Origin of the sequence: Haemophilus parainfluenzae, assembly GCF_900450995.1 — a bacterium.
In the GTDB taxonomy this organism is placed as follows: Bacteria; Pseudomonadota; Gammaproteobacteria; order Enterobacterales; family Pasteurellaceae; genus Haemophilus_D; species Haemophilus_D parainfluenzae_O.
Map to the genome: position 1 here is coordinate 1,129,614 of NZ_UGHY01000002.1, position 26,559 is coordinate 1,156,172.

The following is a 26,559-nucleotide window of genomic DNA, read 5'->3' on the forward strand; positions in this document are numbered from 1 at the left end:
TCTTCTTTATATTTAAAAACGGCAGGCATTAAACCAATTTTTTTTTATTTTTGCAATAAACCTTTCACGGTTTCTACATAATCTTTGACGAAATCGTCGTAATTTAAGCCTTCAGGGTTTACGCGATATTTGCCATTGACATAGAAATCAGGTACGCCACGTACTTGAAACTGTTCCGCTGCATTTACTTGTTTATTCACTAAACCGTTTACAGCAAAGCTGTTGATGTTGTTATCAAATTGTTCAGCTGTAACGCCGTTATCAATGAAAATTTTGCGAATATCGTCCATTGAGCTTAATTTATCTTGTTGTGCTGCTTCAAATAAAGGCGCTTTTACTTTGCTTTCTGCACCAAGTGCCATCGCTAATGCCCATGCACGAGTGAGGTTTTCAGATTGACGACCTAAGAAATTGACGTGATATTGTTTAAATTCAGTGCCTTTTGGTAAGCTTTCCGCAACTTGTTTTGGGATGTGGTATTCCATTTCAAAAGCATAGCAATGCGGGCAGTAGAAAGAGAAAAATTCAATCACTTCTGGTTGTGCGGAAGCCGTTTGACTCACTTGAACGTATTGTTTGCCTTCTTCTAGGTTGGCTGCGAATGCATTAAATGAAAATAAAGCACCGAGTAAAAATAAAACTTTTTTCATTTGTTTTCCTTATTTAATAATTCCGCGAGCTTTTAACAATGCGGTTTTAAAATCTTCTTCATAATCTTTTTTGATGCCTGGGATTGGCTCAAATTTATCTGTGCCGTGCATTTTTAAATGATAAATAATAATTTCATCAGATAATTCTGCTACCGGTTTATCAAATCCTGCTTCATCAGCAATTTTTTGCAGAATTTGTAACAAGCTCAGATCTGGGTCTTTAGACCAATAAGGTTGTAAAAGTTCCAATACTTCATTTAAACGTTTACATTTCATTGCTATTTCCTTTTAAATAGAGAAAAATAGGGCTAGATCATACTTCAAATAAGGCAATAAGAAAATATGAAATACACAATAAGTGCGGTTATTTTAGCGGGTGGAAAAGCGCGTCGAATGAACGGAGCAGATAAAGGCTTACAGCTTTTACAAAATAAACCATTAATTAGCCATGTGATTGAGCGCTTACAACCTCAAGTGATTGATATTTCAATTAATGCTAATCGTCACCATGCGGAATATGCACAATGGAGTTTTCCTGTATTTTCAGATGAATTGCCTGATTTTCAGGGGCCATTGAGCGGTATGTTAACAGCACTCGAACAAGCTAAAACAGATTTTGTACTTTTTGTGCCTTGTGATAGTCCGTATTTTCCACAAAACTTATTAGAAAAATTAAAAAGTGCGGTTAAAAATGATCGCACTTTAATGGCTTATGCAAAAGATAAAGAGCGTGAACACCCGACATTTTGTTTGATGTCCGTTCAGCTTAAAGAAAAATTACGAGCCTATTTAAACGAGGGCGAACGTCGTTTATTACAATTTATGAACAAAAATGGCGCGGTTGCTGTCCAATTTGACGAACAAGAGGGACGATTTGTAAATTTTAATACCTTAGAAGATTTACAATAAATTATTTGTTTAACCTTGAATTTTGTAAAAAATTCTCCATTATTGCAGTGTTTACTTTCTATTTTATTGAGGAACTTTATTATGATGCGAATCCTTTTATTTTTAGCCACTAACTTTGCTGTGATGCTTGTGTTAGGGATTATTTTAAATGTGACCGGTATTGCAGGAAATAGTACAGGTGGCATTTTAATTATGGCAATGCTTTTCGGTTTTGCCGGATCATTGATTTCATTATTTTTGTCAAAAACCATGGCATTGCATTCTGTGGGCGCGGAAGTGATTACTGAACCACGTAATCAAGCTGAACGTTGGTTAATGGAAACTGTACGCCGTCAAGCGCAACAAGCAGGTATCCCAATGCCTGATGTGGCGATTTACCATTCTAATGATGCGAATGCTTTTGCTACGGGGGCAACTAAAAACAATTCTTTAGTGGCGATTAGTACGGGCTTATTAAACTCCATGACAGAAGAAGAAGCTGAGGCGGTATTGGCTCACGAGGTCTCACACATAGCGAACGGTGATATGGTGACCATGACTTTATTACAAGGCGTATTGAATACCTTTGTGATTTTCTTATCTCGCGTGATTGCCAATGTAGTGGCAAGTTCTCGTAATGGCGATGAAGAAAGTCGCAGCTCAGGCATTTACTTCTTAGTCTCAATGGTGTTAGAAATCTTGTTTGGTATTTTAGCGAGCATTATCGCGATGTGGTTCTCACGTTATCGTGAATACCGTGCAGATGCAGGTTCTGCACAGCTTGTCGGTAAAGAAAAAATGATTGCGGCATTGCAACGTTTACAACAAATTCATGAGCCGCAAGAGATGGAAGGTTTACTTAATGCCTTTATGATTAATGGCAAACGTAGCGAGCTCTTTATGAGTCACCCTCCACTTGAAAAGCGTATCGAAGCATTACGTAGTTTATAAAAGATAAAAAATAAAGGGCTAAATGTAATATTTAGCCCTTTTTATTTGTAGATTATTTAATATCCGCTAAGACTTTAGTGAGTAATTCCCAGTACGTTTGTACTGTTGAAATTTGGACTTTTTCATCTGGCGAATGCGCATTACGAATAGTTGGCCCTACAGAAATCATATCAATATTTGGATAATGTTCTTTCAATAAGCCACATTCAAGCCCCGCATGAATCACTTTAATCTCAGGCTCTTTGCCAAGCACTTCTGCATAATGTTTTTTCATTAAGGCTAAAATTGCCGTGTCGTTTACCGGTTTCCAACCAGGGTAAGAACCTGAAAATTCAACTGTTGCACCCGTGAGTTTGGCGAGTGATGTTAAGGTGTTTTCTACATATTCTTTGCCACTTTCAATCAATGAGCGAATAAGAATGGTACCTTTGATTTTATCTTCAAGGGTTTTTAATACACCAATGCTTAACGAGCTCTCCACGACATTTTTGATTACATCACTGTTGCGGATTACGCCATTTGGTAAGACGTTTAGCAAATTAATCACTTTTTGGGTGGTTTCAAGCGTGAAAGTTTGTTGTGGATTTTCAACTAGCTCAGCGGTTAAGGTTAAGTTTGGTTCAGCGATAGCAAGCTCATCTTTCAATAAAACTTCAAAATTTTTGACCGCACTTTTTACGCTTTCTACATCATGATTGAAGCAAATGGTTGCGGCGGATTCACGTGGAATCGCGTTACGAATTGAGCCTCCGCGAATTTCTGCAAGGGCAAAGTGCGGTTGATTTTGTGAAAGTTTTGCTAATAAACGCGCCAATACTTTAATTGCATTCGCACGTGTGGTGTGAATATCACAACCAGAGTGACCGCCACGCAAACCTTTTAAGTTAATTTGCAAAGTATGGCTGAATGAATTGGTTTCACGGTGAACAGGTAGTTCAACATTAGCATTAACCCCGCCAGCACAACCAATATAGATCTCACCGATTTCTTCAGTATCCGTATTAATTAAGATTTCTGATTTTAACCAGTTACGGCGAAGGTGTACGGCACCATCCATGCCGGTTTCTTCAGTCATGGTGAGTAACACTTCAAGTGGTGGGTGTGCAATATCGGTACTTTCTAATACCGCTAAGGTCGAGGCTAAGCCGATACCGTTATCCGCGCCAAGTGTGGTGCCTTGTGCTTTTACCCAATCCCCATCAATATAAGGACGAATTGGGTCTTGAGCGAAGTTATGTGGATTGCCTTCATTCGCTTGCGGAACCATATCTAAATGTGCTTGTAATACAACAGGTTGGCTGTTTTCCATTCCTGCTGTGGCAGGTTTACGAATTAATACATTACCGGCTTCATCACGCTCGGCAAAAAATTGTTTTTCTTTCGCCCAGTTAACAATAAAGGTCGCGAGCGCATCTTCGTGATGAGATGGATGTGGAATCGCACAAATTTGATCAAACCATTTCCAAAGTAATTGCGGCTGTAATGTGGTAATTTCTGACATAATGAACTCCTTTTTTCATTAAAATTTTTGCGGAAATCATAGCATAAAACGCCATTTCGGGTTAAAATTCTGCAATTTTTTTATTTAGCGACAAAGTTTAAGGTATTTGTTATGAGCGAAAAATATGTTGTGACTTGGGATATGTTCCAAATGCATGCCCGTAAATTAGCGGAACGTTTACTTCCTGCCACTCAGTGGAAAGGTATTATTGCAGTAAGCCGCGGTGGTTTATTCCCAGCAGCGGTACTTGCTCGCGAATTAAATATTCGTTTCGTAGAAACCGTGTGTATTGCCAGTTATGATCACGATGAACAAGGTGCATTAAAAGTATTACACCGCGCAGATGGTGATGGTGAAGGAATGATTGTGGTAGACGATTTAGTGGATACCGGCAATACCGCTCGTGCAATTCGTGAAATGTATCCGAAAGCGAAATTCGTCACAGTATTCGCAAAACCTGCAGGAGCTGAGTTAGTGGATGATTACGTGATTGATATTCCACAAAATACTTGGATTGAACAACCTTGGGATTTAGGTTTAACTTTCGTGCCACCATTGGCAAGAAAATAATTACAAATATGAATTGGAAATGCGGGGTTTAGCCTCGCATTTTGTTTTATTGAGCCAATTGCAAAATCCCGTTAGAATTAACCGCACTTTTACTTAACAAGGAATTTGAATGTCAGCCAAACCGCGTTTTGTGCATCTTCGTACGCACACTGATTTTTCTATGATTGATGGAATCGCGAAAGTGAAACCATTAGTCAAGGCGTGTGCAGCAGATAACATGGTCGCGTTGGCATTAACAGATTTTACTAATTTTTGTGGTGTGGTGCGTTTTTATGGTGAAACCCTTTCTTCGGGATTAAACCGATTATTGGCGCTGATGTTCATGTTAAAAGCGAGTTATGTGGTGAGGAATTATTCACTCTCACTTTACTTGCTAAGAACAATGAAGGTTATAAAAACATCACATTACTGCTTTCAAAAGCCTATCAACGTGGCTATGTGGATCTACCTTATATTGACCAGGAGTGGTTGATTGAACACCGTGAAGGTGTAATTGTTTTATCAGGTAGCACACAAGGCGATATTGCAAAAAAACTCCTTAAAGAAAATATTTCCGAAGCTGAAAGTGCGGTCAGTTTTTATCAAGAATTTTTTCCAGACCATTTTTACCTTTCTCTTTCTCGAACGGGGCGTCCAGATGAAGAACGTTATATTCAAGCCGCATTAAAACTTGCTGAAGCCCATGATTTACCGCTTGTCGCAACCAATGATGTTGTCTTTCTCGCGCCTGATGATTTTGAGGCACACGAAATTCGAGTTGCTATTCATGATGGCTATACCCTTGATGATCCGAAACGTCCAAAACGTTATACCGAGCAACAATATTTCCGTTCAGAAGAAGAGATGTGTCAATTATTTGCTGACATTCCTTCTGCGCTTGAAAATACGGTATTAATTGCGCAACGCTGTAATGTCACTTTGCGTTTGGGTGAGTATTTCCTTCCAAAATTCCCAACAGGCGATCTGAGTACGGAAGATTATTTGGTGATGAAAGCCAAAGAGGGTTTGGAAGAGCGTTTGGTGTTTTTATTTCCCGATGATAAAGTGCGGGCAGAGAGACGACCGGAATATGATGAGCGTCTTCAAGTCGAACTCGATGTGATCAACCAAATGGGCTTCCCGGGTTACTTCTTAATCGTCATGGAGTTTATTCAGTGGTCAAAAGATAATGATATCCCAGTTGGACCAGGACGTGGTTCTGGTGCGGGTTCATTGGTGGCTTATGCACTAAAAATTACCGATTTAGATCCTCTTGAATTCGATCTTCTTTTTGAGCGTTTCCTCAATCCGGAGCGTATTTCCATGCCCGATTTCGACGTCGACTTCTGTATGGACGGACGCGATCGCGTTATCGATCATGTGGCAGAAACCTATGGTCGTGGTGCGGTATCACAAATTATTACTTTCGGTAGCATGGCAGCCAAAGCGGTAATTCGAGATGTGGGTCGCGTATTAGGCCATCCTTATGGTTTTGTGGATCGTATTTCGAAAATGATTCCACCGGATCCAGGCATGACCTTAGCCAAGGCTTTTGAGGCTGAACCACAGTTACAAGTGGCATATGATTCAGATGAAGAAGTTAAAGCCCTAATTGATATGGCACGTAAGCTAGAAGGTGTTACTCGAAATGCGGGTAAACACGCGGGTGGCGTGGTGATTTCCCCTTCTTTGATTACAGACTTTGCGCCACTTTATTGTGACAACGAGGGGCTTCATCCGGTTACTCACTTTGATAAAAATGATGTCGAATATGCCGGTTTAGTGAAGTTTGACTTCTTAGGTTTGCGTACGCTCACCATTATCAAATGGGCACTAGATATGATTAATGCCCGCCTTACTCGTGAAGGCAAACCTCCAGTCGATATTGCCGCCATTCCATTAGATGATCCCGAATCCTTTGAGTTGCTGAAACGGTCTGAAACGACTGCCGTATTCCAGCTGGAATCGCGCGGGATGAAAGATTTGATTAAACGTCTGCAGCCAGACTGTTTTGAAGATATTATCGCGTTGGTGGCGTTATTCCGACCAGGTCCATTGCAATCGGGCATGGTGGATAACTTTATTGACCGTAAACATGGTCGAGAAGAAGTGTCTTATCCTGATGCAAACTATCAACATGAAAGCCTTAAACCGATTTTAGAGCCAACTTACGGTATTATTTTGTACCAAGAACAAGTGATGCAGATTGCTCAGGTGCTAGCAGGTTATACTCTTGGCGGTGCGGACTTATTACGCCGTGCGATGGGTAAGAAAAAGCCAGAAGAAATGGCAAAACAGCGCTCAGTGTTTAAAGAAGGCGCTGAAAAAAATGGGGTTGATGGCGAGCTTTCCATGAAAATTTTCGACTTGGTGGAAAAATTTGCCGGCTATGGTTTCAATAAATCGCACTCCGCTGCCTATGCATTGGTATCTTATCAAACCCTTTGGCTGAAAACCCATTTCCCTGCTGAGTTTATGGCAGCAGTAATGACCTCGGAAATGGATAATACGGATAAAATTGTCGGCTTATACGATGAATGTTTGCGTATGGGCTTAAAAGTCACCCCACCAGATATTAACGTAGGGAAACATCATTTCAGTGTGAATGAAAATGGTGAAATTGTTTATGGTATTGGGGCGATTAAAGGCGTGGGTGAAGGTCCTATTGAAGCTCTAATTACCGCGCGTAATGAAGGTGGAATTTTCAGAGATTTATTTGATTTATGTGCTCGCGTTGATCTGAAAAAAATTAACCGTCGTACCTTTGAAAGTCTGATTATGTCAGGCGCATTTGATAAGCTAGGACCACATCGTGCAGCATTATCTAAGAATCTAGAAGATGCACTCAAAGCCTCTGATCAGCATGCAAAAGATGAGGCCATGGGGCAAACTGATATGTTCGGTGTGCTAACAGAAACACACGAAGAAGTGGAAAATGCTTATGCCCACACGCCACCTTACACAGAAAAACAAATTCTAGATGGTGAGCGTGAAACCCTTGGTTTGTATTTAAGCAGCCATCCGGTAAGTCGTTATTTAAAAGAGCTTTCTCATTACAGCTCTACGCGATTAAAAGATCTGACACCGAATCGCCGTGGACAAATTAGCACAGCAGCTGGTTTGTTAGTATCAACTCGCTTTGCAACAACGAAAAAAGGCAATCGAATTGGTATTGCAACCATAGATGATCGTTCTGGACGTTTGGACTTAACTCTGTTTGGGGAAAGCTTAGACCAATTCGGTGAAAAACTGCAAAAAGACACGGTTGTGGTGGTATCTGGCCAAGTAAGTTTTGACGATTTTTCAGGTGGATTAAAAATGTCTGTACGGGATTTGATGACTTTAGATGAGGCGCGCTCCCGTTATGCGAAATCTTTGGCAATCAGTTTGTCCGAGGAGCAGATTAGCCCAAGTTTTATTAAGAAACTGAAAGAAAGGTTAGAACCTGTTAGTGGCGGTACTTTACCAATTAACGTATATTATCAAAGTGCAAAAGGCCGTGCGTTATTGCGTTTAGGGATTCAATGGTCGATTACACCAACGGATGAGATACTAACAGAATTGGTGAATTTGCTCGGTGAAAATGCGGTAGAGCTAGAATTCGGCTAATATTCCAGTAAAAGTGCGGTCAAAAAATCAGTGTTTTTTTAACCGCACTTGGGCTATGTAAACAAAGCGAGAGATAAAATGGAAAAAATCATTATTGATGCAGACAGATTTTTACGCACCATTTCACGTATTTCCCATGAAATTATTGAAAAGCACCAAGATTTCGATAATGTGATTTTAGTTGGGGTGAAACGTCGAGGAGCAGAAATTGCAGAATTGATTCAACGTCGTATTGAAGAGTTAAATGGAGTAAGTCTTCCAATGATGGAATTGGATATCATGTTTTACCGCGATGACCTAGAGTATGTTGAACCTGAAAATCCAACTCCTGTGTATAGTGGTGCTTCAAGTTATATGAATATTCAGGGTAAAGAAGTCATTTTGATCGATGATGTGCTCTTTACCGGTAGAACTATTCGTGCTGCGATGGATGCGTTAACGGATTTTGGTCGAGCAGCTAAAATTGAATTGGTGATTTTAGTCGATCGTGGACACCGTGAATTGCCTATTCGGGCCGATTATGTGGGTAAAAATGTGCCGACTTCCCGTGATGAGCAAGTTCAGGTGCGTACATTAAAATATGATGGTTGTTATGAAGTGGCGTTATTGCCAAAATAACGATCAGCCTATTGTGAACCTTTGATAAAATTGATAATCTAACGAGCATTATCCTATTATTTTTTAAGACAACTAAAATGAAAAAATCAATGTTAAAATCTTTTTTATTTGCCATGATCGGTCTGTTTACTTTTTCTCAAGTACAAGCAGAAGAACGCGTTGTGGCGACCGTAAATGGCACACCAATTTTACAAAGCCAAGTGAATGCTGTAATGGGCAAGAAAGGTAGCCAACGTGCCGCATTAGATAAGATTATTGATGATATGCTGACTGATAAGGCTATCAAGGAATCAGGCGTAAAAGTAAACCAAGCGGAAGTAAACCGTATCGTAGAAGATATTGCGGCAAAAAATGGTTTAACTTATGGTCAATTCTTAGATGCATTGGATTATCAAGGTATTTCCTTAAATGCATTTAAACAACAAATCTCTCGTCAAATGTTAATGGCTGGCGTGCGTAATCATGCTATTCAAAACAGCGTAGATGTCACTCGTGAGCAAGTGGATGCATTGGGTAAACAAATGCTCGATGAAGCAAAAGCAAAAGGTACGGCACAAAAAGTGATGGGCAAAGAGTATGAAGTTCGTCATATTTTATTAAAACTAAACCCGTTACTGAACGATACCCAAGCAAAAGCAGAATTAGAACGTATTCGTAGCGAGATTATTTCGGGCAAAATGACATTTGCTGATGCCGCATTAAAATATTCTAAAGATTATTTATCAGGTGCGAATGGCGGAAGTTTAGGCTATGCCTTCCCTGAGGCTTATGTAGGCCCATTTGCAAAAATGGTTGAAACTACACCACAAGGTACCATTTCAGCGCCATTTAAATCTGAATTTGGTTGGCATATCCTTGAAGTAACTGGCAGTCGTGATGGCGATAAAACAGAAGATGCCTATCGTCAAAAAGCTTACGAACAAATTGTAAATAGCCAATTACAAGAAGCAACCAAAGACTGGGTGAAAGCATTACGTAAAAATGCTGATATTCAATATTTCGATAAATAACAGAAAACATTAGAATAAGGGGGCATTTGGCCCCTTTTGTCGTTTTTATAAAATGAGTGACGCATGAAAAAATTTTTTGTCTTTTTATTGATTCTTCTGCTTATTCTTGGCGGTGTTGGTTTTTGGGGGTATCAAAAACTAACGGAGTTTGTTCATACGCCGGTGAATGTCACACAAGATCAATTGCTTACGATTGAACGAGGCACCACCGGTAGTAAACTTGCTGCGTTATTAGAGCAAGAAAAAATTCTTGATCATGCGGATTTGTTGCCTTGGTTATTGAAATTACAACCGAAGCTAAACAAACTGAAAGCGGGGACTTATTCTTTAACGGGTGTGAAAACGTTGCAAGATTTATTGGATATGATTAATTCCGGTAAGGAAGCACAATTTAGTGTGAAGTTTATTGAAGGTAAAACATTCAAGGAATGGCGTAAAAACCTTGAAAACGCACCGCACTTAAAACAAACCTTGCAAGGTAAAAGTGATAAAGAAATTATGGCGTTATTGGATATTCCAGCTGTTGCAAAAGCCGTTTACGAATGGAATAACATGGATGGCTGGTTGTATCCAGATACCTATAATTACACGCCAAACTCAACAGATCTTGAATTATTAAAACGTTCAACGACTCGTCTACAAAAAGCCTTAGATAAAGCGTGGAATGAACGTGATGAAAATCTCCCATTAGCGGATCCGTATCAGATGCTGATTTTGGCTTCTATTGTGGAGAAAGAAACTGGAGTTGCGGCGGAGCGTCCACAAGTGGCTTCGGTATTTATTAATCGTTTGAAAGCCAATATGAAACTACAAACTGATCCAACCGTGATTTATGGAATGGGTGAGAGTTATACCGGTAATATTCGTAAGAAAGATTTGGAAACGATAACCCCTTACAATACCTATATGATTGAGGGGCTACCACCAACACCAATTGCGATGGTGAGTGAAAGTGCTTTGCAGGCAGTAGCTCATCCAGCTAAAACGGACTTTTATTATTTTGTTGCCGATGGAAGTGGCGGCCATAAATTTACTCGTAATCTGAACGAGCATAATAAAGCCGTGCAAGAATATTTACGTTGGTATCGTAACCAACAAAAAGGAGCCAATTAATGCAAGGCAAATTTATCGTGATTGAAGGGTTGGAAGGCGCAGGTAAAAGTACCGCCATGCAAACGGTGGTAGATACATTAAAATCCCTTGGTGTAAGCGATATCGTGTTTACTCGGGAGCCTGGTGGTACACCATTAGCAGAAAAATTGCGCCATTTAATTAAACATGAAACAGAAGAACCTGTTACGGATAAAGCGGAATTATTAATGCTTTATGCGGCACGAATTCAATTGGTAGAAAATGTGATTAAGCCAGCATTGGCAGAAGGTAAAATTGTGCTGGGTGATCGTCATGATATGTCTTCACAAGCCTATCAAGGTGGTGGGCGTCAGTTTGACCAAACGCTTATGGCGAATTTAAAAAATATGGTATTAGGCAATTTTGAGCCTGATTTTGTACTGTATTTAGACATTGCTCCTGCAGAAGGTTTAGCTCGTGCAAGAGGACGTGGAGAATTAGATCGTATAGAACAACAAGGACTCGATTTTTTCTATCGCACCCACCAACGTTATTTGGAATTGGTGCAAAACAATCCAAAAGTTGCGATTATTAATGCAGGTCAGCCCTTGGAACAAGTACAAGTAGACATTCAAAGTGCGGTCAAAAATTGGTGGGTTTCACAAGTAAAATGAGTGAACTTTATCCTTGGTTAGTACCTACTTATCACAAAATTAGCCAAACTTTTAGCGAAGGTTTGGGGCATCATGCATTATTGATTAAAGCTGATCAAGGTCTAGGTGCTGAAGGTTTGTTTGAGGCTTTGACAAAACGCATGATGTGTCAAACGCCAGATAATGAACCTTGTGGCCATTGTCATGCTTGCCATTTAATGGCAGCGCACAGCCACCCTGATTTTCATGTTTTAGCCTCTCAAGAAGGCAAAGACATTGGTGTTGATCAGGTACGGGCGATTAATGAAGTTGTCAGCCAACACGCGCAACAAAACGGCAATAAATTAGTATATATTCAAGATGCAGAACGTCTTACGGAAGCGGCAGCTAATGCATTGCTTAAAACCTTGGAAGAGCCGCGTCCGAACACGTATTTCTTATTGCAAATAGAGCCATCCTCTTCGTTGTTAGCGACTATTTACAGCCGTTGCCAAGTGTGGAATGTGCCTTTGCCAACGGAAGCAGAAGCCTTAACTTGGCTTTCCTCTCAATTTCAGGCAGAAACATCAGAATTATTGACTGCTGCACTTGCGATGAATTTGGGTCGTCCACTGTTAGCATTAGACACACTTCAGCAAGGATTAATTGAACAACGGAAGAATTTCCTACGTCAATTTTGGCTTTTTTATCGTCGTCGTTCGCCTTTGGAGATTTTGCCTTTCTTTGAAAAAGAACGCACCGTACAGCAAGTAGATTGGATTTTAGCGTTTTTAAGCGATGCCATTAAATACAAACTCGAAATACAAAGTGGCTGGCAAACACTTGATCTTAAAACAGGTGTAACTCAATTTGCAGACGAGCAAACAGCGCTTGGGTTATTAACCGCAAATAAAATTATGCAAAAAGTACGTTCGGATTTACTCACTATCAACGGCGTTAACACAGAATTAATGTTACTAGATGGTTTGACAAAGTTAATTACCGAGGTATTTAAGGACTAAATTATGTTTATCGTAGATTCCCATTGCCATTTAGATGCATTGGATTATGAAAATTTACACAAAGATATTGCTGATGTAGTGGCCAAAGCCCAAGCGCGAGATGTGAAGCATTTATTGGCGATTGGCGTAACATTAAGCCGTTTTGAAAAAGCTTACCCTGAGTTAGCAAAATTTCCGAATGTGTCTTTAGCTTGTGGTGTGCATCCATTAGATCTTGAAGAAGAACCTTACGATGCCGAGCGTTTATTACGTTTATCCAAGATAAAAAAGTGATCGCAATTGGCGAAATTGGTTTGGATTATTATTACAGTGCAGATAATAAGGCATTGCAGCAAACGGTTTTTGCGGATCAAATCAGAATTGCTAATGAAGTGGATAAACCCGTGATTATTCATACGCGTTCAGCGCCAGAAGATACCATTGCCATGTTGCGTGAGCACCATGCAGAAAAGTGCGGTGGATTAATTCATTGTTTTACGGAAACCTTGGATTTTGCGAAAAAGGCACTTGATTTAGGCTTTTATATTTCTTGTTCAGGCATTATAACCTTTAAAAATGCGGAAAGTATTCGTGAAGCTATTCGTTATGTACCAGCAGATCGTTTGTTAGTTGAAACAGATTCGCCTTACTTAGCGCCCGTGCCTTATCGTGGTAAAGAGAATCAGCCTGCCTATACGCGTGAAGTATGCGAGTATGTGGCAGCGCTAAAAGGGCTGTCTATGGAAGAGTTTGCACAAATTAGTACACAAAACTTCGAGCGTTTATTTAAAATTAATGTACAATAAATCATCGATTTAAATGAGAGAGTTTTATGCGTAAGTTTTTTAAATATTTTTTATTTTTAGTGATCTTTGTTTTCCACGGCTTTATGTTTGCCGTGGTGGACTACGTTTTCCCGCACTATGATGTAACGCGAGTAACCGGTGTGGAAGTGAAACGTGTGGATAAAGATGGCCCGATTACAAAATCGAATCCGGCTGATGGTCCAACGCGCGATGTGTATTTTATCAATACACAAAATGATGATGGCAAAATCATGGTGTATCGTAATGAAGATACTCGTTGGGGTTTCCCGTTTTACTTTAAATTTGGTTCAGCGAACTTACAGGCTCAAGTGCAAGCTTTGGGTAATGAAAACAAATTAGTACAAATCAAGTATTATGGTTGGCGTATGACGATGTTCGATGAATATCGTAATGCGGTTTCGGTGAAAGAAATTAGTGGCGATGTGACACCAAGCCATCCGATTTTATCTTGGGTATTCTATGCTTTCTTATTAGTTACTCTTTTCCTTTCTATACAATTTGTACGTGGCTGGTTCGACAGCGAAAATTAGCGTTTCTCAAATATGGGGTGTCAAAGCACGCCCTCATAATTTAATAATCACATTTCTAACCTAAAAACCAGCGGTAAATTGACCGCACTTTAAAACCAATAAAGAGAACATTATGAGTTTATCTGCAGCGATTTTTATTTTAATCGTATTAATTATTGTCAGTGCAATCTTATCATCAGCTGAGATTTCTCTCGCGGGTGCAAGACGCATTAAATTACAAACGTTGGCCAATGAAGGTAATATTAAAGCGGAGAAAGTTTTAAAATTACAGGAACAGCCAGGGCGTTTCATTACTGTAGTACAAATTGGACTTAATATGGTCGCCGTACTTGGCGGTGTGATTGGTGAAGCAACCATTAGTCTTCACTTACAGAGTTTTTTACATGAATACACTACGGCAGAATGGGTTGAGCCAGCCTCCTCTTGGATTGCTTTTTTCCTGGTAACAACAACATTTGTTTTATTAGCTGATTTAATTCCGAAACGTCTTGCACTGATTAATCCTGAAGGTGTTGCGTTACGGACTATTGGCATTATGCAAGTCTTCATTTTCTTCTTAAAACCTATTGTATGGTTTTTTGATGGTCTTTCTAATATCTTCTTTCATTTAATGGGGATATCCACTAAGCGTGAAGATAATATGACACCAGAGGATATCGTGGCAATAGTGGAAGCTGGGGCTGAAGCGGGGGTGTTAAAAACACAAGAGCATTATTTAATTGAGAATATCTTTGATATGCAAGAGCGGACAGTCTCTTCCACGATGACAACCCGTGAAAATATCGTGTTTTTAGACCGCACTTTCTCCCGTCAGGAAGTGTTGAATACCTTATCAGCAGACTCTCATTCTAAATTAGTGATTTGTGATAATGGTTTGGATAAGATCTTAGGTTATGTGGAATCTCATACTTTATTAACACTCTATCTTCAACAGGAAGTAGTGGATTTAACCGATAGCCGTTTATTGCGTAAAGCGTTATTTATTCCAGACACGCTTTCGTTATACGAGGTATTGGAGTTATTTAAATCTACGGGTGAAGATTTTGCCATTATCGTCAATGAATATGCACTTGTGATGGGTTTAATTACCTTGAACGATGTGATGAGTATTGTGATGGGCGAATTGGTTTCCAACGAAGAAGAGCAAATCGTCAGTCGCGATGAAAACTCTTGGTTGATTGATGGTGCAACGCCGCTCGAAGATGTTATGCGTGCTTTAGATATTGAATCTTTCCCTGATTCAGAAAATTACGAAACTATCAGTGGCTTTATGATGTATATGTTACGCAAAATCCCGAAAAAAACCGATTTTGTGTTATACGATAAATATAAATTTGAAGTTATTGATACTGAAAACTTCAAAATTGATCAAATTTTAGTTTCTATTGTCAAAGACAGCAGTGTAAGCAAAGAGTCGGCGTAGTACTAGGCGTCGCCTTGCTTAATCCCTCATTCTAAGTATAATTAACAGCAGTTTTAACTGCTTATAATAAGGAAAATTTAATGTTTAAAAAAATCTCGGTATTCTTTGTAGCAATAATGCTTGCAGGTTGTTCTTCAATTTCAGATATAACCTCTTACATTCCGTTTATGGGTAAAGACAAAAAGGTCATTGATTTAGATAAAGATAAAATCGATCAAAAATCTTATGCGGCAGCTTATGAAGCCACTGTGGCAACGTATAAAGATCGTGTAACAAAAAATTTCTTTGTGGATAATTTTGCAAGTGGTGCAAATGACTGGTATCTCGGTCGTATTGTTGTACCAATCAAACAAATTCAAGATAAACTCTACACGGGTGGTCATGACTCTGATGTGTATGCTTACTACAGTGGTGTGTTGCATGCAGAAGCATTACAAACCAACTTCAGCCGCTTAAGCGCGAATTGTTGGCAAAAAGTGGATTCACCAAGTGTGACACAAGGGATCTACGATGCAATGCGTGATTTGCAAAAAGGCAAAGAGCGCGGTGAAAATGACGCTTACATTTCCCAAGGTAGCGAAATGCTACTCAAAGCCTGTACCGGCCAATAATCAATTTGAGCTGTTGATGAGCGATCTCATCAGCAGCTTTTCTTTTTTTAAATCATCAATGTGAAGGAGCAAGAATGTTAGAACTTTCGGAAAGCAACATTCATTTAAATGCTACAGCAACAAATAAGCTGCAAGCTATTGAAATGGCTGCAAGTGCGTTAGAGCAAGCTGGCAATGTTGAACAAGGTTATTTGCAAGGCATGCTTGGACGTGAACAACAAACCTCCACTTTTTTAGGCAATGGGATTGCGATTCCACACGGTACATTAGAAACCCGTTCAATGGTGAAAAAAACTGGTGTACAAGTTTTCCAATTTCCACAAGGTATTGAGTGGGGAGAAGGCAATATTGCTTATGTTGTGATTGGTATTGCTGCCCGTTCTGATGAGCATCTTGCTTTACTTCGTCAATTAACGCATGTTTTAGGTGATGAAGACACCGCAGCACAGTTGGCGACATTAGCAGATGTTGAAAAATTCCGTGCGATTTTATTAGGTGAAAGCGATGCTTTTAGCATGACTGAAGAAACATTAAGTTTAGATATTGAAACGCAAAGTTTGCTCACCCTTACCGCTATCAATGCAGGCAAATTACAACAGCAAAGTGCGGTTGAAAATAGCTTTGTTTCTGAAGTAGTCTCCAATTCTGCTCTGCCACTTGGCAAAGGGTTATGGGTAACAGATGCCGTATCTGGTAACGTGAAAAATGCGTTGGCATTCAGTCGTGCGAAAACCATTTTTAATCATAATGGCAAAGCGGTGAAAGGTGTATTGACGATTTCGGCTGTCAGTGACCAAATCAATGAGACGTTAGCACGTTTATTGGATGATGAAGTCCAAAATATTTTATTAAGTGGTAATACGCAGCAAATTTTGACCGCACTTAATGGCGGTAAAGTGCCGGCTTCGCCAGCTACTCAATCTGAAGACCAAATCGCGACAGGTACAGTGATTGGTACCTTTACGATTCGTAATGAACATGGCTTGCATGCTCGCCCAAGTGCCGTACTTGTTAATGAAGTGAAAAAATTCGCCTCCAAGATTACCGTACAAAATCTTACTCGAGAAACCGCTCTGGTTAGTGCAAAAAGTTTAATGAAAATCGTGGCATTGGGTGTGACTCAAGGTCATCGCTTACGTTTTGTGGCAGAAGGTGATGATGCAAAACAAGCCATTGAAGCCTTAGGTAAGATTATTGCGAGTGGGCTTGGCGAAGCGGTCTCTACCGTGCCACCAGCTGAACCGGATACCATTGAAGTAAGCAGTGAGCACGCACCACAAATTCACGAAGAAAAAACAGGTTTACCAGCCGATGCCATTGAAGCCGTATTTATGATTCGTAATGAACATGGTTTACATGCTCGTCCAAGTGCGGTACTGGTTAATGAAGTGAAAAAATACAATGCGTCTGTTGCGGTACAAAACTTAGATCGTGATAGCCAATTAGTCAGCGCAAAAAGTCTGATGAAAATTGTGGCGCTCGGTGTCGTGAAAGGTCATCGCTTACGTTTTGTGGCGAGCGGTGAAGAAGCTCAACAAGCGATTGACGGTATCGGCGCAGTCATTGAAAGCGGTTTAGGTGAAGGTAAGGAGTAAGTGATGGCAAAAGTAGCAACAATTACCTTAAATGCCGCTTACGATTTAGTCGGGCGTTTGTCGCGTATTGAAATCGGCGAAGTGAATACTGTTGAAACACTTGGTCTTTTCCCTGCCGGAAAAGGCATTAATGTTGCCAAGGTGTTGAAAGACTTGGGCGTAGATGTCGCGGTTGGTGGCTTCTTAGGTGAAGACAACGTGGGTGATTTCGAAACCCTATTTAAAAAACAAGGCTTAGAAGATAAATTTCATCGCGTAGCAGGTAAAACTCGCATTAACGTAAAAATTACGGAAACCGAAGCCGATGTGACAGACCTAAATTTCTTAGGTTATCAAATCACCCCAGAAGCTTGGCAGCAATTTACAGTAGATTCATTAGCGTATTGCCAAAACTTTGACATCGTTGCGGTTTGCGGCAGTTTACCGCGTGGTGTCAGTCCTGAATTATTTGCAGATTGGCTTAATCAGTTACATCAAGCTGGTGTGAAAGTCGTATTAGATAGCAGTAATGCTGCACTCACAGCAGGTTTGAAAGCCCATCCTTGGTTGGTGAAACCAAATCATCGTGAATTGGAAGCGTGGATTGGTCACCCACTAAATTCTCTTGATGAAATTATTGCTGCAGCTAAAAAACTTAAAGCAGAAGGCATTGCTAATGTGATTATTTCGATGGGCGAGAATGGTTCTTTATGGCTGAATGATCAAGCTGTTATTCAAGCTCAACCACCTAAATGTGAAAATGTGGTGAGCACTGTAGGCGCAGGCGATTCTATGGTGGCTGGCTTAATTTTCGGTATTGAAAAAGGCTTGTCTCAAGCGGAAACTTTAGCGTTTGCAAGTGCTGTTTCTGCTTTTGCTGTTTCGCAAAGTAACGTGGGGGTGAGTGATATCGCCTTGCTTGAGCCAATTCTGGCGAATGTCAAAATTTCTGTGATTGAAGGATAATGTAATGAATTTGTTTTTAACTCAATCTCCGCAAATTGGTGCGGCAAAAGCCTATTTACTTCGCCAAGCATTGAGCGTGGCAGCGAAAAAAGCCAATCATATTGTGGTTGAACAAGCCAAAGAGGCGGATTTAGTGATTGTTTTCGGATCTAGTTTGCCAAACTCTGCTGAACTTGTGGGCAAAAAAGTCTTTTTAGCCAATGAAGATGTGGCGATTGCTTCACCTGAAGTAATGCTTACGAATGCACTCAATCAAGCAGTGGATTATGTTCAACCTACTCAAAGTGCAGTTGGATTTGGCGGCGTTTCTGGCGTTAAAAATATCGTCGCGGTTACAGCTTGTCCAACGGGTGTTGCGCATACCTTTATGTCTGCTGAAGCCATTGAAACCTATGCGAAAAAACAAGGTTGGCAGGTAAAAGTCGAAACGCGTGGCCAAGTGGGCGCCGGTAATGAAATTACCCCTGAAGAAGTCGCTGCGGCAGATTTAGTCTTTGTTGCGGCGGATATTGATGTGCCGTTAGATAAATTCCAAGGAAAACTGATGTATCGTACGTCGACTGGTTTAGCGTTAAAGAAAACGGCACAGGAATTTGATAAGGCATTTAAAGAAGCGAAAATTTATGAAGGTGGCGCAGCAAAATCTTCTGCTAAATCAGAAGAAAGCGGCGAGAAAAAAGGCGTCTATAAACATTTGATGACAGGTGTATCACACATGTTGCCGTTGGTGGTTGCTGGTGGTTTGTTAATCGCGATTTCCTTTATGTTTGGTATCGAAGCCTTCAAAGATGAAACGATTTTCCATGGTATTCCAAAAGCCTTAATGGATATCGGTGGTGGTGCAGCATTCCATCTAATGATTGCAGTATTTGCCGGCTATGTGGCTTTTTCTATCGCAGACCGTCCAGGGCTTGCGGTAGGTCTCATTGGCGGTATGTTAGCCACCACAGCAGGTGCAGGGATTTTAGGTGGGATTATCGCCGGTTTCTTAGCGGGTTATGTGGTGAAAGGATTAAATGCAACCATTAAATTGCCGGCAAGTTTAACTTCCTTAAAACCGATTTTAATTCTACCGCTCTTTGGTACTTTGATTGTCGGCCTTGCCATGATTTATGTGATTAACCCACCGGTTTCACAAATTATGACCACCTTAAGTGATTGGTTGAAATCCATGGGTGAAGTTAATGCGATGGTGTTGGGTGCGATTATCGGTGCGATGATGTGTATTGATATGGGGGGGCCAGTAAACAAAGCAGCTTATACGTTCTCCGTGGGAATGTTGGCCTCTCAAGTTCACACCCCAATGGCCGCCGCTATGGCAGCAGGTATGGTGCCGCCAATTGGTATGGCGATTGCAACTTGGATTGCACGCAGTAAATTTACCAGCAATCAACGTGATGCAGGTAAAGCTTCTTTTGTCTTAGGCTTATGCTTTATCTCTGAAGGCGCATTGCCGTTTGTGGCTGCCGATCCATTACGTGTGATTATTAGCTCGGTTATCGGTGGTGCAACTGCTGGCGCAATTTCAATGGCATTAAATATTTCTCTGCAAGCACCACACGGTGGTTTATTTGTGATTCCTTTTGTTTCTGAACCATTACTCTACTTAGGTGCAATTGCAATAGGTGCATTATTAACTGGCGTGATCTATGCGGTAATTAAGCCAAAAGTGACAGAATAATCGATTTTTTCGATTAAAAAGTGCGGTAATTTTTAACCGCACTTTTAATTTATCAGGTATAATTACAATGATTTAGGGAGGAATTATGGATAAGTATAATAAACTCCGCATTGAATGGGATTGTCGTCGAGGCATGCTTGAGTTGGATAAAATTATCATGCCTTTTTATAAAGCGCATTTTGACCAACTGACTGATAATAAAAAAGATATTTTTATTCGTTTACTTGCCAGTACGGATTTACAGCTTTTTTCGTGGTTTTTTAATGGCAGTCAATCAGAAGATGCTGAAGTGCAAGCGATGGTTGAATATATCCAGGATGTGCAGAAAACGAACGTTCGTTAATTTTTTGAAATTTTTTATACATAAGGAACTTTTCAATTTTAACTCTGTCTGATAAAGCAACAATAGCTTGCTGTCTTGAATATATGAAGGCGTGTTAGACGTAGCATAGGAGATATATGGCTGAACAGCTAACAGATCAGGCTTTGGTAGAAAGAGTGCAGCAAGGCGATAAAAAAGCCTTTAATTTATTGGTTTCTCGTTATCAAAATAAAGTAGCCGGACTTTTAACCCGCTACATTTCTCATAACGACATTCCAGATGTTGTACAAGAATCCTTTATTAAGGCTTATCGTTCCATTGAATCTTTTCGGGGCGATAGTGCATTCTACACTTGGCTATATCGAATTGCCGTAAATACGGCGAAAAACTACTTAACGGCACAGGGGCGCCGTCCACCGAGCGAAGATATTCTGGCTGAAGATGCCGAAGGCTACGATGTGGGAACCCATTTACGTGATGTAGATACCCCTGAAAATGAAATGTTATCTAGCGAACTTGAAAAAGTGGTATTTGATACTATTCACAGTTTGCCGGAAGATTTAAGAACCGCGATTACCTTGCGTGAACTTGAAGGGTTAAGTTACGAAGAAATCGCAGAAATAATGGATTGCCCAGTAGGCACTGTACGTTCTCGCATTTTCCGTGCTCGGGAAGTGATTGAGAACAAAATACAACCGCTTATGCAACGTTAAAATAAAGTCGGAGTTTATAAAATGCAAAAAGAGTTACTTTCAGCCTATATGGATGGAGAAGAAGTCAGTGCCGAGTTGACGGAACAACTTTGTCAGGATAAAGATTCACAAGAATCTTGGGCGGCATATCACACCGTAAGAGCAGTAATGCGTAAAGAGTCACCAGTGTTGCTAGGTGCTGATTTTACGGCGAAAATGGCTGATTTAATTGAATTAGAAGAAGTAAAACATGTTGAGATTACTGTTTCTCAACCAACACTGGAGGAAGCCGATAGCTTACCATTCGTGCAAAAATTAAAAGCATTCTTTGCACCAATGACACAAATTGCTGTGGCTGCAGGTGTGTGTTTAGTAGCAGTAGTAGGTGTACAATCATTTAATGCGAAAAACACCTCGGTTACACCTGAAAACCCAGTTTTACAAACCTTGCCATTTAACAGTTCTGTTCAAGAAGTAAGTTACAACGCTCCGACCAAAGATGTAGCCACTTCGGAACAGGTTGAGCAGAAAAATCGCCGTATTGGTACGATGTTGCAAAACTATGAATTACAGCGTCGTATGCATGCAGATAGCTTAAATGTGGGTAGCAACCAAGCGAAATAATTACAGCAATTAATCGATAATTCACCACCTAGGCGTGGTGAATTTTTTTATGGATCAATTGATTTATTTATGAAAAAAACGTTTCTCAAATTAACCGCACTTTTAGGATTATTCTTATTGCCTTTTACGGCATTTGCAGAAGAGCCAATCCAGTCATTAAATAAAATGTCGCAAGCAATGCGGGATTTAAATTATGAGATTGCTTTTGTGCAAACTACGCCAACGAATATGGACTCGTTCCGTTATCGTCATATTAAGCAAGGGCAAAAAGTGTATGCACAATTGGTGACATTAGATGGTGAACAACAAGAAATCATCCAACGCGGTAATTTAGTCAGCTATTTCCAGCCAGGTTCAAGTGCTTTCACAATTAACAGTGGTGAAATTGTGGATGCACTACCTGCAGTAATTCGTACTGATTTTAGTAAGCTTAGTCAGAATTATGATTTTATTAAGCTTGGAAAAGACCGAATTGCAGGACGATTTGTCGATACCATTCGCATTGTGCCAAAAGACGATTTTCGCTATCAATATCTCATTTTCTTAGATGAAGAAAATAGTTTGTTATTGCGTGGTGATATGCTTGATCGCGAAGGTAAGTTGCTTGATCAATTCCGTGTGGTCACGTTATATATCGATAATCGTCTACGAGGTTTAACAGATTACCTTAATAAGGTGTCAGTGCCACCACTTTTAAGTGAAGGGAAACAAGAGTCATCGCTTTCAATCAATTGGAAAACTGATTGGTTACCACAAGGTTTTGATTTAGTTCGACAAAATCAAGATGTGATAGATGGTGAAGTGATTGAAAATGCGTTATTTAGTGATGGTCTTTTCACTTTCACCCTTTATGTCAATAAAGCCGACAGCACCGCTGCAAAAGAAAATACGTGGAAACAAGGGGCTTATACGATTTACAGTGAAGTAATGGGCGATAAAGAAATTACCTTTATCGGACAGCTTCCAATTGCCGCTGCTAAGCGAATTGTGCAAGGTGTAACATTCCTAAAATAATTCACTAGAAGTGAGAAAGTTGCTATTTTATGTCCCCTTGCTATACTTTCTTCACCTAATGGATTTTGATAGCTAAACCCCGTCCTGCGGGGTTTTGTTTTATCAAGTGCGGTCATTTTTCTTAAGGTTTTTACAATGAATAATCCCTTTCCTCTTCTTGGCATCACTGGTTACAGCGGTAGTGGCAAAACCACATTATTGGAAAAATTACTTCCTCAATTAATCAAAAAAGGTCTACGTATTTCAGTCATTAAACACAGCCATCACAACGCTCACGTGGATAAAGAGGGCAAAGACAGTTGGCGCATGAAAGAGGCAGGTTCCGCGCAAGTTATCATGGCTTGTGATACTCGTTGGGCATTGATGACAGAAACCCCTCAAGAGCCGGTTTCATTAGCCTATTTAAGTCAACAATTTGATTGTCATTTAACGGATTTAATTTTGGTGGAAGGATTTAAACAAGAACCTATTCCAAAGATTCTGTTGCATCGACAAGAGATGACAAAACCTTTGCCGGAATTAGATGAAAACGTGTTGGCTTTAGCAACAGATTATTCGCTTGAAACTGACCGCACTTTATTAGATATTAATCACATTGAACAGATCGCTGAGTTTATTTATCAATGGTGGAAAAAGACACAGTAATAGAACGTCAGCATTATAAAGGGCTGGCTTGGGTAGCTTCCATGGCTTTGTTTATGCAAAGCTTGGATGCGACTATTTTAAATACTGCCTTACCCACCATTGCAACAGATCTGCAAACCCCTGTCTTTGAAATGCAAATGGCGATTATCGCCTATTCTCTTGCCGTAGCCTTATTTATTCCTTTAACTGCTTGGGCGGCAGCTAAATTTGGTACGCTTACTGTTTTCCGCTCAGCAGTTTTTACCTTTGTATTCGGTTCAGTCGCTTGTGCGATGGCCACTTCTCTCGAGACCCTTGTGCTTGCACGGATTCTCCAAGGTATTGGCGGTGCGTTTATGATGCCGGTTGCTCGCCTTGCGATTATTCAAACCGTACCGAAAAATCAATTAATTAATGCCTGGAATTTAATGGCGACAGCGGGATTGATTGGCCCGATTCTTGGTCCGATTTTAGGTGGTTGGCTTGTGGTGCATACATCATGGCATTGGATTTTCTTAATCAATATTCCGATTGGCATGTTAGGCTTTTGGGCTGCGGCTAAAGTGATGGGCAATCATAAGGGTAATGCGAATAAGTTAGACTGGACGGGCTTTTTGCTCTTTGCGTTTGGTTTAGTTGGGCTCACTCTTGGGCTTGATTTACTCGGAGAAAGTCACCGTGACAATATGACCACATACAGTGCATTGTCGGTTGGTATTGCATTATTGGTCGCCTATTATTTTTATGCGAAAGGTAATGAACGTGCCATTTTGCCGTTATCTCTTTTCAATACAAGAACATTCCGATTAGGCATTGCAGCCAATATCTTTATTCGTCTTTCTGGCTCAGCAGTGCCGTTCTTATTGCCATTAATGTTCCAACTTTCCTTTGGCTATTCAGCTGAAGAGTCAGGCTGGTTGCTTGCACCCATTGCGCTAATGTCCGTCGTATTTAAACGCTTTATTGGGCATATTTTAAATATGCTAGGTTATAAAACCACACTAATTTTATCGTCACTTTTAATGGCAGCCTCGACGGTTTCAATGTCATGGCTTGATACCTCATCATCAACGACATGGATTATATGTAATCTGATGTGGTACGGTGCCTGCATGTCGATGATTTTTACCTCAATTAACACTCTTACCGTTGGCGACCTATCACAGGCACAAAGCGGTGTAGGCTCAACGGTGCTGAGTATTGTGCAACAAGTAGGAATCGGATTTGGTATCGCCGTAGCATCCATTATTTTAACGTTGTACCGCCAATTCATTGGTAACGAAGGCGATGCATTACAACATGCTTTCAGTTACACTTTTCTAACCACTTCTGTTTTTGCTATCGCATTAGTTTGGATATTAAGCTATTTGCACAAAGCAGACGGAGATCATTTGCGGAAAAAACGCTGATATTGAATACCTTAGTTTAATTTGTTATAAGAAAGATCTTTTTCTTATTTCGTAAAAGTTTGATTTGCTTATATCTTAAGTAAAATTTTATATTTATGTTTGGGTGTTCCACTCGATTAAAGAAGGAAAACTTATGAAATTAAAAGCGACCTTAACTCTTATTGCAGCCAGTTTGTTTTTAGCTGCTTGTGATCAATCTGGTTCTGCGGCAAAAGAAAAAGAAGAAACAGAAAAACCTTCAGGTAATAACACGTTTGTGTACTGTACGGCGAAAGCACCACTTAGCTTTAGCCCGGCATTGGTAATGGAAGGCACATCTTACAATGCGAGTTCACAACAAGTGTATAACCGTTTGGTTGAATTCAAAAAAGGTTCAACTGACCTTGAGCCAGCCTTGGCTGAAAGCTGGGAAATCAGTGATGATGGTTTAACTTACACGTTCCATTTGCGTAAAGGGGTGAAATTCCATACGACAAAAGAATTTACGCCAACACGTGATTTTAATGCGGATGATGTGATCTTTTCTTTCCAACGTCAGTTAGATCCTAACCACCCTTATCACAATGTATCAAAAGGGACTTATCCATATTTCAAAGCGATGAAATTCCCAGATTTATTAAAATCAATTGAGAAAGTGGATGACAACACCATTCGTATCACCTTGAATAAAAAAGATGCGACTTTCTTAGCAAGCTTGGGTATGGACTTTATCTCTATTTATTCCGCTGAATATGCAGATGCGATGTTGAAAGCGGGTAAACCAGAAACGATCGATAACAAACCAGTGGGGACAGGTCCGTTTATTTTTGTGGATTACAAAACTGACCAAGCGGCACAATATGTAGCAAATGAAACCTATTGGAAAGGTCGTACACCGCTTGATCGTTTAGTGATCAGTATCGTACCAGATGCGACTACGCGTTATGCGAAGTTACAAGCGGGTTCTTGTGATTTAATTCTCTTCCCGAACGTGGCGGATTTAGCCAAGATGAAAACTGATCCGAAAGTACAGCTTTTGGAACAAAAAGGTTTGAACGTGGCATATATCGCATTCAATACAGAGAAAGCGCCATTTGATAACGCGAAAGTGCGCCAAGCATTGAACTATGCGGTGGACAAAAAGGCAATTATTGAAGCGGTTTATCAAGGTGCAGGTACTGCAGCGAAAAACCCATTACCACCAACAATTTGGAGTTATAACGACGAAATCCAAGATTATCCGTATGATCCAGAGAAAGCGAAACAGCTTTTAGCAGAAGCTGGTTATCCAAACGGTTTTGAAACTGATTTCTGGATTCAACCAGTGGTACGTGCGTCTAACCCAAATCCAAAACGTATGGCTGAACTTGTGATGGCAGATTGGGCGAAAGTGGGCGTAAAAGCAAATCCAGTCACGTTTGAATGGGCAGACTATCAAAAACGTGCTAAAGCAGGTGAATTAACGGCGGGTATCTTTGGTTGGTCAGGCGATAACGGTGATCCGGATAACTTCCTTTCTCCATTACTTGCAAGCGCTAATGCGGGTAACTCAAACTTTGCACGTTTCAAAAATGCAGAATTTGATGCCCTATTAGATAAAGCGATTGGCTTAACCAATAAAGATGAGCGTGCAGCACTTTATAAACAAGCACAAGTGATTTTCCATGATCAAGCACCATGGATTCCAGTTGCGCACTCTGTTGGTTTCGCACCACTTAGCCCTCGCGTAAAAGGCTACGTACAAAGCCCATTCGGTTATGATGCATTTTATGGCGTGAGTGTTGATGGTAAATAATTAACGGA

The 26,559-nt window shown here is 40.3% G+C and carries 24 protein-coding genes and 2 pseudogenes; 23 read left to right on the forward strand and 3 right to left on the reverse strand.

The annotated features are described in order from the left end of the window. Positions 1-44: 44 nt before the first annotated feature. Positions 45-650 carry a thiol:disulfide interchange protein DsbA gene (dsbA, locus tag DX522_RS05800; protein ID WP_115180123.1) on the reverse strand — a complete coding sequence of 202 codons (606 nt, stop codon included), beginning with the start codon at positions 648-650 and terminating at the stop codon, positions 45-47. Between the two features lie 9 nt (positions 651-659). Further along, positions 660-926 (reverse strand): YihD family protein, encoded by a 267-nt coding sequence (locus DX522_RS05805; RefSeq protein ID WP_049355575.1) that lies wholly within the window; start codon positions 924-926, stop codon positions 660-662. 66 nt (positions 927-992) lie between these two features. On the opposite strand from DX522_RS05805, the gene mobA reads away from it, so the two are divergent. After that, a complete protein-coding gene (gene mobA, locus DX522_RS05810; RefSeq protein WP_115180124.1) occupies positions 993-1,559 on the forward strand; it encodes a molybdenum cofactor guanylyltransferase MobA in 567 nt (188 codons plus the stop codon). A gap of 78 nt (positions 1,560-1,637) precedes the next feature. Then, entirely contained in the window at positions 1,638-2,489 is an 852-nt protein-coding gene (gene htpX, locus DX522_RS05815; protein ID WP_262054289.1) for a protease HtpX, read from the forward strand. Positions 2,490-2,541: 52 nt separating this feature from the next. Here htpX and DX522_RS05820 read toward each other — a convergent pair whose 3' ends face one another. Beyond that, positions 2,542-3,990, reverse strand: coding sequence for an aminoacyl-histidine dipeptidase (locus DX522_RS05820; protein WP_115180126.1), 1,449 nt, complete (start codon positions 3,988-3,990; stop codon positions 2,542-2,544). 111 nt (positions 3,991-4,101) lie between these two features. Between DX522_RS05820 and gpt the strand changes: the two genes are divergently transcribed. From gpt to DX522_RS05925, 21 genes and pseudogenes are all read left to right on the forward strand, one after another. After that, positions 4,102-4,560, forward strand: coding sequence for a xanthine phosphoribosyltransferase (gpt, locus tag DX522_RS05825; protein ID WP_049364228.1), 459 nt, complete (start codon positions 4,102-4,104; stop codon positions 4,558-4,560). 109 nt (positions 4,561-4,669) lie between these two features. Next, positions 4,670-8,148, forward strand: a pseudogene (dnaE, locus tag DX522_RS05830) (DNA polymerase III subunit alpha). Positions 8,149-8,226: 78 nt separating this feature from the next. Next, positions 8,227-8,766: a bifunctional pyr operon transcriptional regulator/uracil phosphoribosyltransferase PyrR gene (gene pyrR / locus DX522_RS05835; protein WP_115180127.1), complete on the forward strand. Its 540-nt coding sequence runs from the start codon at positions 8,227-8,229 to the stop codon at positions 8,764-8,766. Between the two features lie 77 nt (positions 8,767-8,843). Further along, complete coding sequence (locus DX522_RS05840; protein WP_115180128.1) at positions 8,844-9,776, forward strand: peptidylprolyl isomerase; 933 nt, start codon at positions 8,844-8,846, stop codon at positions 9,774-9,776. Between the two features lie 63 nt (positions 9,777-9,839). Then, positions 9,840-10,889: an endolytic transglycosylase MltG gene (mltG, locus tag DX522_RS05845; protein WP_115180129.1), complete on the forward strand. Its 1,050-nt coding sequence runs from the start codon at positions 9,840-9,842 to the stop codon at positions 10,887-10,889. Further along, positions 10,889-11,521 carry a dTMP kinase gene (tmk, locus tag DX522_RS05850; protein WP_115180130.1) on the forward strand — a complete coding sequence of 211 codons (633 nt, stop codon included), beginning with the start codon at positions 10,889-10,891 and terminating at the stop codon, positions 11,519-11,521. Before mltG ends, tmk begins: the two co-directional genes overlap by 1 nt. Continuing rightward, positions 11,518-12,501: a DNA polymerase III subunit delta' gene (locus tag DX522_RS05855; RefSeq protein WP_115180131.1), complete on the forward strand. Its 984-nt coding sequence runs from the start codon at positions 11,518-11,520 to the stop codon at positions 12,499-12,501. Before tmk ends, DX522_RS05855 begins: the two co-directional genes overlap by 4 nt. Before the next feature lie 3 nt (positions 12,502-12,504). Then, positions 12,505-13,286, forward strand: a pseudogene (locus DX522_RS05860) (YchF/TatD family DNA exonuclease). Between the two features lie 26 nt (positions 13,287-13,312). Next, positions 13,313-13,837: a DUF1523 family protein gene (locus DX522_RS05865; protein ID WP_115180132.1), complete on the forward strand. Its 525-nt coding sequence runs from the start codon at positions 13,313-13,315 to the stop codon at positions 13,835-13,837. Between the two features lie 112 nt (positions 13,838-13,949). Further along, entirely contained in the window at positions 13,950-15,260 is a 1,311-nt protein-coding gene (locus tag DX522_RS05870; RefSeq protein WP_115180133.1) for a hemolysin family protein, read from the forward strand. Between the two features lie 80 nt (positions 15,261-15,340). Next, complete coding sequence (locus tag DX522_RS05875; RefSeq protein ID WP_049375880.1) at positions 15,341-15,871, forward strand: hypothetical protein; 531 nt, start codon at positions 15,341-15,343, stop codon at positions 15,869-15,871. 74 nt (positions 15,872-15,945) lie between these two features. After that, positions 15,946-17,466, forward strand: a complete 1,521-nt coding sequence (fruB, locus tag DX522_RS05880; protein WP_049380518.1) for a fused PTS fructose transporter subunit IIA/HPr protein — start codon at positions 15,946-15,948, stop codon at positions 17,464-17,466. Positions 17,467-17,469: 3 nt separating this feature from the next. Next, complete coding sequence (fruK, locus tag DX522_RS05885) at positions 17,470-18,411, forward strand: 1-phosphofructokinase (protein WP_032822496.1); 942 nt, start codon at positions 17,470-17,472, stop codon at positions 18,409-18,411. Between the two features lie 4 nt (positions 18,412-18,415). Beyond that, entirely contained in the window at positions 18,416-20,092 is a 1,677-nt protein-coding gene (locus tag DX522_RS05890) for a fructose-specific PTS transporter subunit EIIC (protein ID WP_115180134.1), read from the forward strand. A gap of 85 nt (positions 20,093-20,177) precedes the next feature. Further along, positions 20,178-20,435 carry a succinate dehydrogenase assembly factor 2 gene (locus DX522_RS05895; protein WP_005694903.1) on the forward strand — a complete coding sequence of 86 codons (258 nt, stop codon included), beginning with the start codon at positions 20,178-20,180 and terminating at the stop codon, positions 20,433-20,435. Between the two features lie 116 nt (positions 20,436-20,551). Next, positions 20,552-21,127: an RNA polymerase sigma factor RpoE gene (gene rpoE / locus DX522_RS05900; RefSeq protein ID WP_005694902.1), complete on the forward strand. Its 576-nt coding sequence runs from the start codon at positions 20,552-20,554 to the stop codon at positions 21,125-21,127. 21 nt (positions 21,128-21,148) lie between these two features. Beyond that, positions 21,149-21,730: a sigma-E factor negative regulatory protein gene (locus tag DX522_RS05905; protein WP_115180135.1), complete on the forward strand. Its 582-nt coding sequence runs from the start codon at positions 21,149-21,151 to the stop codon at positions 21,728-21,730. A gap of 69 nt (positions 21,731-21,799) precedes the next feature. Continuing rightward, entirely contained in the window at positions 21,800-22,744 is a 945-nt protein-coding gene (gene rseB, locus DX522_RS05910) for a sigma-E factor regulatory protein RseB (protein ID WP_005694898.1), read from the forward strand. A 135-nt stretch (positions 22,745-22,879) separates the two neighbouring features. Beyond that, on the forward strand, positions 22,880-23,389 hold the full coding sequence (gene mobB, locus DX522_RS05915) for a molybdopterin-guanine dinucleotide biosynthesis protein MobB (RefSeq protein WP_262054172.1): 510 nt from the start codon (positions 22,880-22,882) through the stop codon (positions 23,387-23,389). Beyond that, a complete protein-coding gene (locus DX522_RS05920; protein ID WP_115180137.1) occupies positions 23,368-24,777 on the forward strand; it encodes an MDR family MFS transporter in 1,410 nt (469 codons plus the stop codon). The genes mobB and DX522_RS05920 overlap by 22 nt, the downstream gene beginning before the upstream one ends. Positions 24,778-24,910: 133 nt before the next feature. After that, complete coding sequence (locus DX522_RS05925; protein ID WP_115180138.1) at positions 24,911-26,551, forward strand: ABC transporter substrate-binding protein; 1,641 nt, start codon at positions 24,911-24,913, stop codon at positions 26,549-26,551. Positions 26,552-26,559: the final 8 nt, after the last annotated feature.